The organism is Actinomadura logoneensis (genome assembly GCF_003428695.1).
GTDB lineage: Bacteria > Actinomycetota > Actinomycetes > Streptosporangiales > Streptosporangiaceae > Spirillospora > Spirillospora logoneensis.
The window spans coordinates 1-7,830 of the sequence record NZ_QURH01000249.1; the positions used below are offsets into that span (position 1 = coordinate 1).

7 protein-coding genes are annotated in these 7,830 nt (G+C 73.5%); 4 read left to right on the plus strand and 3 right to left on the minus strand.

From position 1 onward, the window contains the following. Positions 1-1,085: hypothetical protein (locus DZF91_RS14520; protein WP_147341151.1), on the minus strand; the 1,085-nt coding region annotated here is incomplete at its 3' end. 110 nt (positions 1,086-1,195) lie between these two features. Between DZF91_RS14520 and DZF91_RS14525 the strand changes: the two genes are divergently transcribed. After that, entirely contained in the window at positions 1,196-2,281 is a 1,086-nt protein-coding gene (locus DZF91_RS14525; RefSeq protein ID WP_117358000.1) for an EamA family transporter, read from the plus strand. A gap of 331 nt (positions 2,282-2,612) precedes the next feature. On the opposite strand, the gene DZF91_RS14530 is transcribed toward DZF91_RS14525, so the two are convergent. Further along, positions 2,613-3,377 (minus strand): ABC transporter permease, encoded by a 765-nt coding sequence (locus DZF91_RS14530; protein WP_268915942.1) that lies wholly within the window; start codon positions 3,375-3,377, stop codon positions 2,613-2,615. A 316-nt stretch (positions 3,378-3,693) separates the two neighbouring features. Continuing rightward, positions 3,694-4,674, minus strand: a complete 981-nt coding sequence (locus DZF91_RS14535) for an ATP-binding cassette domain-containing protein (protein WP_117358002.1) — start codon at positions 4,672-4,674, stop codon at positions 3,694-3,696. Between the two features lie 120 nt (positions 4,675-4,794). Between DZF91_RS14535 and DZF91_RS14540 the strand changes: the two genes are divergently transcribed. From DZF91_RS14540 to DZF91_RS14550, 3 genes are all read left to right on the plus strand, one after another. Continuing rightward, positions 4,795-5,487: a TetR/AcrR family transcriptional regulator gene (locus tag DZF91_RS14540; protein ID WP_117358003.1), complete on the plus strand. Its 693-nt coding sequence runs from the start codon at positions 4,795-4,797 to the stop codon at positions 5,485-5,487. Positions 5,488-5,672: 185 nt separating this feature from the next. Beyond that, entirely contained in the window at positions 5,673-7,037 is a 1,365-nt protein-coding gene (locus DZF91_RS14545; RefSeq protein WP_117358004.1) for an AI-2E family transporter, read from the plus strand. Positions 7,038-7,185: 148 nt separating this feature from the next. Beyond that, positions 7,186-7,830 (plus strand): glycoside hydrolase family 3 N-terminal domain-containing protein (locus DZF91_RS14550; protein WP_328589171.1); only part of this gene is annotated, 645 nt, incomplete at its 3' end.

The window sequence follows — 7,830 nt, forward strand, 5'->3', positions numbered from 1 at the left end:
GCCGACGTCCCGGCGGTCATGCCGGGCGGTCCCGCGCCCTGCGTCGCGCCCGGGCCGCCGACGCCCCCGGCGACACCGGGCAGCGCGTCGCCCGCCAGGTCCGCCACGATCTGCTGCAGGTCGTACAGTGCCAGCCGCAGGTGCTCGCCCGGCGCGGCGTCCCGCATCATCGGGATCGCGTGCTCGGCCGGACAGCGGCGCCGCCACTCCGCCAGCACCGCCTGCTGCCCGTACCGGGCGGTCGCCAGGTCCTGCGGGACCAGCCGCAGCGACGCCGCCGTCACCGCCGCGAGCGCGTCCGCGCCGGGACGGAACCGCCGGTCGCCCGCCAGCCCCGCCGCGACCTCGTACATGACCCGCACGACGTGCGCGGCGCCCGCGCCGTCCCCCATGACCAGCCGGGACGCGTAGTACCCGGCCAGCGTCGAGAAGTCCGGCGGCATCATCCAGTGCAGCCGGTCGGCGGGCGTGGTCAGGAACGGGACGAACGACTCGATCAGCGGATGCTCGGTCAGCGCGACCGGCGCGCCCGCGCACCACAGCAGCGCGCCCCAGGCCGCCGCGACCGTGGACGGCGTGCCGGGCTGGAACATCGGGTCGTGCTGCTGGAACTGCGCCGGATCCACCGCCAGCGCCGTCGTCAGCGCCTGCGAGATCCGCGCGACGACGGCCGTGTCCGGGACGGGCCCGAGGAACCCCGCCGACACCATCCGCCCGGCCGCGAGGTCCGGGCCGGTCGGGAACAGCTGCGGCGGGACGGGCGGATTGCCCGCGCCGCGCGGTGCGGGCATCGCCGCGTTGCGCGAGGCCGGGTCGGACGGCGGCGGGCACGGGTGCCAGCTGCCGTCCAGGCCGCACCGGTACCAGCGCCCCCACGCCCCGTACAGCCACCACTCGCCCGCGCCCCACAGCATCCGCGCGACGATCTGCTCGGCGCGCTGCTGCGGCGGGGCCGACACCCACCAGGCAGAGGCGACCAGCTCCCGGACGTTCTCCTCCACCGCGGTGAACAGATCGCGCCGCTCGCCCGTCTGCCCGCCGCCGTCGTGCCCGCCCGATCCGGTCCCCGATGCCTGCAAGTTCACCCCGCGAATAGTAGCCCTGAACCGACCGAACAGGAGGAAACACCGCCATCGACATGTAAGGAGTGTTATGCCAGGATGCTCCTGAAACCTGAGGGTGGGAGGACACCGAAGTGGGGAACGTCGGAACCGGCGCGGGACGCGACCGCGCCAGCGGACTGGCACTGATCGTCTTCTCGTCCGTCTGTTTCGGCGGCTCGGGCCCCTTCGGCAAAGCCCTCATCGGGGCCGGGCTCAGCCCCCTGCAGGCCGTGTGGCTGCGGATCGTCGGGGCCGCGCTCGTCCTCACCGTCCTGGCCGCCGCCATCCGCGGACGCGCCGCCTGGACGACCACCCGCGCCCACCTGCGCCCGCTCGTCGCCTACGGTGTCGCCGCCATCGCCGGATGCCAGGGCCTGTACTTCCTCGCCGCGTCCCGGCTCCCGGTCGGCGTCGCGATCCTGCTGGAGTTCTGCGGCCCCGTCCTGGTCCTGGTATGGATGCGGCTGGTGCGCCGCGCGCCCGTCCGGCGCACCGCCGCCCGCGGCGTCGCCGTCGCCATGGTCGGCCTGGTCATGGTCGTCCAGGTCTGGGACGGCCTGCGCCTCGACGCCCTCGGCCTGGCCGCCGGGCTCGGCGCCGCCGCCTGCCAGGCCGCCTACTTCCTCCTGCTGGACCGCATGGGCCAGGGCGCCGACCCGCTGGTCACCAACGCCGTCGGCGGAATCATCGCCGCCACGCTGCTGACCCTCCCCGCGCTGCCCTGGACGATGCCCTGGCACGTCCTCGGCGACTCGGTCCCCATCGCCGGCGGCACCGCCCCGGGCTGGGTCCTCGCCGCCTGGATCATCGGCGTCAGCACCGTCCTCGCCTACATCACCGGCAACGCCGCCGTCCACCGCCTCTCCGCCCAGGTCGCCGGAGCGCTCTCCTACACCGAGGCCGTCGCCGCCACCCTCATCGCCTGGATCGTCCTCGGCGAACACCTCACCCCCGTCCAGCTCCTCGGCGGCGCCGTCGTCCTCACCGGCGCCTACCTGGCCCAGCGCTCCGTAACCACCACCCCGACCGCCAGCACCCCACTCACCCCCACTCCGGTCACCGCCACCCTCGCCACCGACCCGGCCACCTCGGACCCGGCCACCTCGGACCCGGCCAGCGACGAGCTTTCGCTGCTAGTGCGGCCTGCACCCCTGCCGTCGCCACCGACGACCACCTGACCCCGCGCCTCCTTCACCCGCACCGGCTCGACTCTGCGGCATCCACGCCGTGGTCCTTCCGCGCCACCTCGAACCCGCGGCGAACTCGAACCCGCATCGGCTCCTGCCGCGGCACTTCCACCCCCGTGCCAACTCAGCCCCGTGCCAACTCAGGCTCGTAAGGGCCGGGCCGGTGGCGACTCACGGAGATTGCAATCAGGCGAGCGCGGTGGGGCGAGGTGGCCCCAAATGTGGAGCCACCGTCGCGCGGCGGGGGAGCCCCGGGAGTTAGGGCAGCGAGTGACTAGTCTCGCGGCGAGCGTTCAGCGTCGAGGAGTGCAGGAGCGGCCGGTCAGGTGTTCTCCTTGCGGAAGCGGTGCGTGCCCAACGCCACCGACGCCACCACCAGGACCACGGTCACGGCCGCGCCCTCCAGCATCGCGGAGGACGAGAAGTCGCCGCGGAACGCCGCCCGCGCCGCGTCCACCACGTACCGGAACGGAGTGAAGCGGGAGACCGCGTCGAGCCAGCCGGGGGCCATGCTCATCGGCAGGATGATCCCCGACAGCAGCATCAGCGGCAGCGTCACGGTGGACAGCAGGGGCGCGAACGCGTCCTCCACGCGCGTCATCATCGCCAGCACGTAGGAGAGGGACGCGATGCTGAGCGCCAGCAGCGCCACGAACACCAGCCCCGCGACGATGCCCCACAGCGGCGCCCGCAACCCGAGCAGGACGCCCGCCGCCAGCAGCAACACCGCCTGGACTACCAGCATCAGCGTGTCGCACAGCACCCGGCCGAGCAGCAGCGCCAGCCGGGAGACCGGCGTGACGCGCAGTCTCTCCACCACCCCGGACCGCAGATCGGCGATCAGCCCGAACCCCACGAACCCGGCGCCGAACAGCGCGAGCTGTACCAGGATGCCCGGCACGAACGCCCGCCACGTGTTGCCGCCGCCCGCGCCCTGAACCCCGCCGACCCGGCTCAGCAGCGGACCGAACAGCACCAGGTACAGCAGCGGCTGCGTCAGCCCGAAGACCACCCCGACCTTGCTGCGCATCCGCTGCCGCACATAGCGCAGGAAGATCAGCCTCGTGTCGCGCGCGGTGCCCGCCAGACCGCCACCCCCGCCGACGTCGCCACCCCCGCCGACGTCGCCACCCCCGCCAACGTCACCACGGCCAACGTCACCACGGCCAACGTCACCACGGCCAACGTCACCACGGCCAACGTCACCACGGCCAACGTCACCGCCGGGTCTGCCGACATCATGGCCACCGGCCCTGTCGCCGCCGTTCCTCACAGCGGCGTCCCGGCCGTCTGTCGAAGGAACCGACACCGTGGACGCGGGGCCGTCCTCTCCGCGGTCGTCGAACCTCTCGCCCGTCGTCGTCGCCATCGCTCGCCTCTCCCTCTCCTCGGAACCCTCGTTCTCAGGCCGCGGCGGACGCGGAGTCGCGCAGGGAGCGGCCGGTCACGGTCAGGAACACGTCGTCCAGCGTCGGCCGCGCCATCCGCAGCGCGGCCAGCTCCACACCCGCCTCGTCCAGGGCGCGGATCAGGCTCATCAGCGACCGGTCGCCGTCGTCTACGGTCAGCCGCAACGCTCCTTCCAGCACCGTCGCCTCGCGCACCGCCGAATGGCCGGCCAGCGCCGTGCGGGCCCGGAGGGCGACCTGCTCCAGCGGCGCGCCGGACCCGGCCAGTTCCACCGTCACCACGTCACCCGCCACCCGCCGTTTCAGTTCGGCGGGGGAGCCCTCGGCGACGATCCGCCCACGGTCGATGATGAGGACGCGGTCGCACAGCGCGTCCGCCTCATCGAGGTAGTGCGTCGTCAGGAACACCGTCGTGCCGTCGCGGTCGCGCAGCCGCCGGATGTGCTCCCACAGGTGGCCGCGGCTCTGCGGGTCGAGGCCCGTGGTCGGCTCGTCCAGGAAGACCAGCGGCGGACGGTGCACCAGCCCGAGCGCGACGTCCAGCCGCCGGCGCTGCCCGCCCGACATCGCCGCCGACGGCCGCGCGAGCAGCCCCTCGCCGTCCAGCTCGAGCCGACGCGCCAGCTCGCGGATCCGCGCCGCCGGATCGGCCACCCCGTACAGCCGCGCCTGCAGCTCCAGCTCCTCGCCCGCCGGGACGGACGGATCGGTGCCGCCGCCCTGCGCCACGTACCCGATGCGCCGCCGCACCCCGCCCGGATCGGTCCGCAGGTCGCGGCCCGCGACCGTCGCGGACCCGGCGGTCGGTGCCAGCAGCGTGGTGAGCATCCGCAGCGTGGTGCTCTTGCCCGCGCCGTTCGGACCGAGGAACCCCACGATCTCCCCGAGCGCGACCGACAGGTCCACCCCGCGCACCGCCTCCACGGTGCCGCGCCTGCCGGTGAAGGTGCGGGCGAGCCCGCGCGCCTCGATCACGAAAACCTCCGACGGAAGCCGAACCGGTGCCGCGACGGTCACCGCGACCCTGATAGAGTAACCCCAATCTTGGTGTGACCCCAAATTTTCAGTGACACCAGAGCGCCTAGAATTCCGGACATGGGCAAGCAGACCGCTCCGGACGACCCGCGGCGCACCGCAGAACCCCAGATCGGCCTGCGGGAACGCAAGAAGCAGGAGACCCGGCGGCGGATCGCCGACATCGCCACCGGGCTGTTCATGATGCGGGGCTTCGACAACGTCACCATCGCCGACGTCGCCCGCAACGCGGACGTGTCGGTCAACACGGTCTTCAACTACTTCCACACCAAGGAGGACCTGTTCTTCGACCGGCAGGAAGAGATCATCACCAGGGTCACCGAGGCGTTGCACGACCGGCGCCCCGGCGAGTCCGTCGTCGCCTTCTACCGCCGCTCCTTCCTCGAGGGGCTGCGGCAGGGCTCCTACCAGACCGGCTTCCACGAGGGCTCCGAGGTGTGGGCCCGCACCGTCCGCGACAGCCCGGCCCTCACGGCCCGCCAGCGCGAGATCGGCCAGGCCGCCCAGGACGTCCTGGCCCGCGCCCTGGCCGAGGAGGTCGGCGCCGACCCCGACGACGCCACGCCGCGCATCGTCGCCGCGATGATCATGTCCGCGCAGTGGACGCTGGTGAACGAGATCATCGAGCGCAAGCTCGCCGGCGAGACCCTCGAGGAGATGCGCGACAGCGTCGAGGCCGCCGCCGTCCGCGCTTTCGACCTGCTCGAACACGGCATCGGCGACTACGGCCTGAGCCCGGTGTCCGGCGACTGACCCGGCCTGCCTCTCGCTCGCCGCCGCCCGCCGCGCGGTCACGGCACCCGCCGCGCGCTCACGGCACCCCGCCCGGTGGTCGGCCTCTCGATCCACGCAAGGACGGCGCGAAACGACGGCAAAGGCTCCGCCCGTCCGCGCGCCGCCCCGGCCGAGGCCCCGGAACCCGCCGTTAGCTTCCTGCCATGGCGCACACCCCCGCCGGCGGCGCGGACGACGACGGCCCCGCCGACAGCGCCGGACCGGACCCGGGCAGGGACGGCACCCCCGACCGGAACCACCCTCCGACCAGCCGGACCGAACCCGCTCCGAACCACACGGAGCCCGCGCGCTCGACGGAGCGCAACAGCGCCGCCCACCGGGACGGCGCACCCGACGCCCGCGCCGTCCACGATCCGGCGCGGATGCCGCCGTGGCTGCCCCGCGCCTTCGTCCTCGCCGCCGCGACCGTCCTGGCGTTCGGAGCCGGACTGTGGCTGCTGGACCGGCTGCGCGGACTGCTCCTGCTGCTGGTCATGTCGCTGTTCCTGGCGTTCGCGATCGAGCCCGGCGTCAACTGGCTCGCCGCCCGCGGCTGGCGCCGCGGTCTGGCCACCGGCCTGATGTTCCTGCTCATCGCCGTCCTGGCCGTCGGGTTCTCCGTCGCGCTCGGCTCGGTCCTGATCAAGCAGACCACCACGCTGGTCGACAACGCCCCCCGGTACGCCGACCAGATCATCGACTGGACCAACCGGTCCTTCGGCGCGCGGATCTCCAAGCACACCCTGGTCAGCAAGATCCCCGCCGTCGGCGGCGAGCTCTCCAAGCACCTGTCGGACCTGGCCGGCAACGTGTGGGGGATCGGCATGACCGCCGTCGGCGTGCTGTTCCGCGGCCTCGGCGTCCTCCTGTTCACCTTCTACCTGTCCGCCCAGGGCCCCCAGTTCCGCCGGACGGTCTGCTCGCTGCTGCCACCGAAGAGCCAGCGGCAGGTGCTGCGCGCCTGGACGATCGCCGTCGACAAGACCGGCGGCTACATCTACTCCCGCGCCCTGCTCGCCGCGGTCTCCGCGGTGTTCCACTACGCCGCCCTCACCCTGCTGGACGTGCCCTACGCGCTGACGCTCGCGCTCTGGGTCGGCGTGGTGTCCCAGTTCATCCCCACCGTCGGCACCTACCTCGCCGGAGCCGCCCCGGTCCTGATCGCGCTCACCAAGGCCCCCTCGACCGCACTGTGGACACTGCTGTTCGTCATCGCCTACCAGCAGTTCGAGAACTACGTCCTGCAGCCGCGCATCACCGCCCGCACCCTGGACATGCACCCCGCCGTCGCGTTCGGCGTCGTCATCGGCGGCGCCGCGGTCATCGGCCCCGTCGGCGCCGTGCTCAGCCTGCCGCTGGTCGCCAGCGTCCAGGCGTTCCTGGACGCCTACGTCCGCCGCTACCACGTCGAGGAGCACCCCCTCACCGCCCGTCCGCCCCGGGGGCACGACGACCCGACCCACCGCGAACCGGGACGACGAACCTGCCGACCGGACGCCCCGCAGGGCGACCCGCAGGACGACCAATAGCAGGGCCGGCAAGACGGCCGAGGTCCTGACCAGCACCGTTACCGGCCGCCGACCCGCTCGTCGAGTTCTGCCCTGGACGCGCCGCCACCGGCCCGGTTAGCGTGCGCACGACACGCAAGATCGTTCTCGGGGGCGGAAGGGAACGTCCATGCGCAGAACGTCCATGCCTCCAGCGACCTCGCCGACCCCGGAACGCACCGCCCGCGAACACCCGGCCGAGGCCGCGGCGAAAGGCTCCCCGAAGACCTCCTCGAAGGGCGCGACCGAACCGCGTCCGCGGCGCGCCGTCCCGGTCACCGCGGCGCTGACCGCCGCCCTGCTCGCCGCGTCGCCGCTCGCCGCTCCCACCGCCGCCCGCGCCGACGCCCCCGCGCGCGCGAGCAGCACCTTCGGACGCGACCCGCACCTGATGAGGCTCATCAGGTCGATGACGCTGCGGCAGAAGGTCGCGCAGCTGTTCGTCGTGCAGATCTACGGCATGTCCGCCGACACCACCGAACCCGCCGACGTCGCCGCCAACCGCTCCCTCTACGGGGTGGACAACGCCGCCCAGCTCATCGCCCGCGACCAGCCCGGCGGCATCATCTACTACGGCAACAACGTCACGAGCCCCCAGCAGCTCGCCGCGTTCTCCAACGGCATCCAGCGCGCCGCGCACGCCGCGGGGCACGCGATCCCCGCGACCGTCGCGATCGACCAGGAGGGCGGCATCGTCGCCCGCGTCGGCGCGCCCGCCACCCAGCAGCCCGGCGCGATGGCCCTGGCCGCCGGACGGCGCCCCGCCGACGCCCGC

What these genes read in the sequence shown, in the direction of transcription:
- DZF91_RS14545 (WP_117358004.1), top strand. Translation starts at nt 5,673, where the DNA reads ATGGCGCACACCCCCGCCGGCGGCGCGGACGACGACGGCCCCGCCGAC.
- DZF91_RS14540 (WP_117358003.1), top strand. Translation starts at nt 4,795, where the DNA reads ATGGGCAAGCAGACCGCTCCGGACGACCCGCGGCGCACCGCAGAACCC.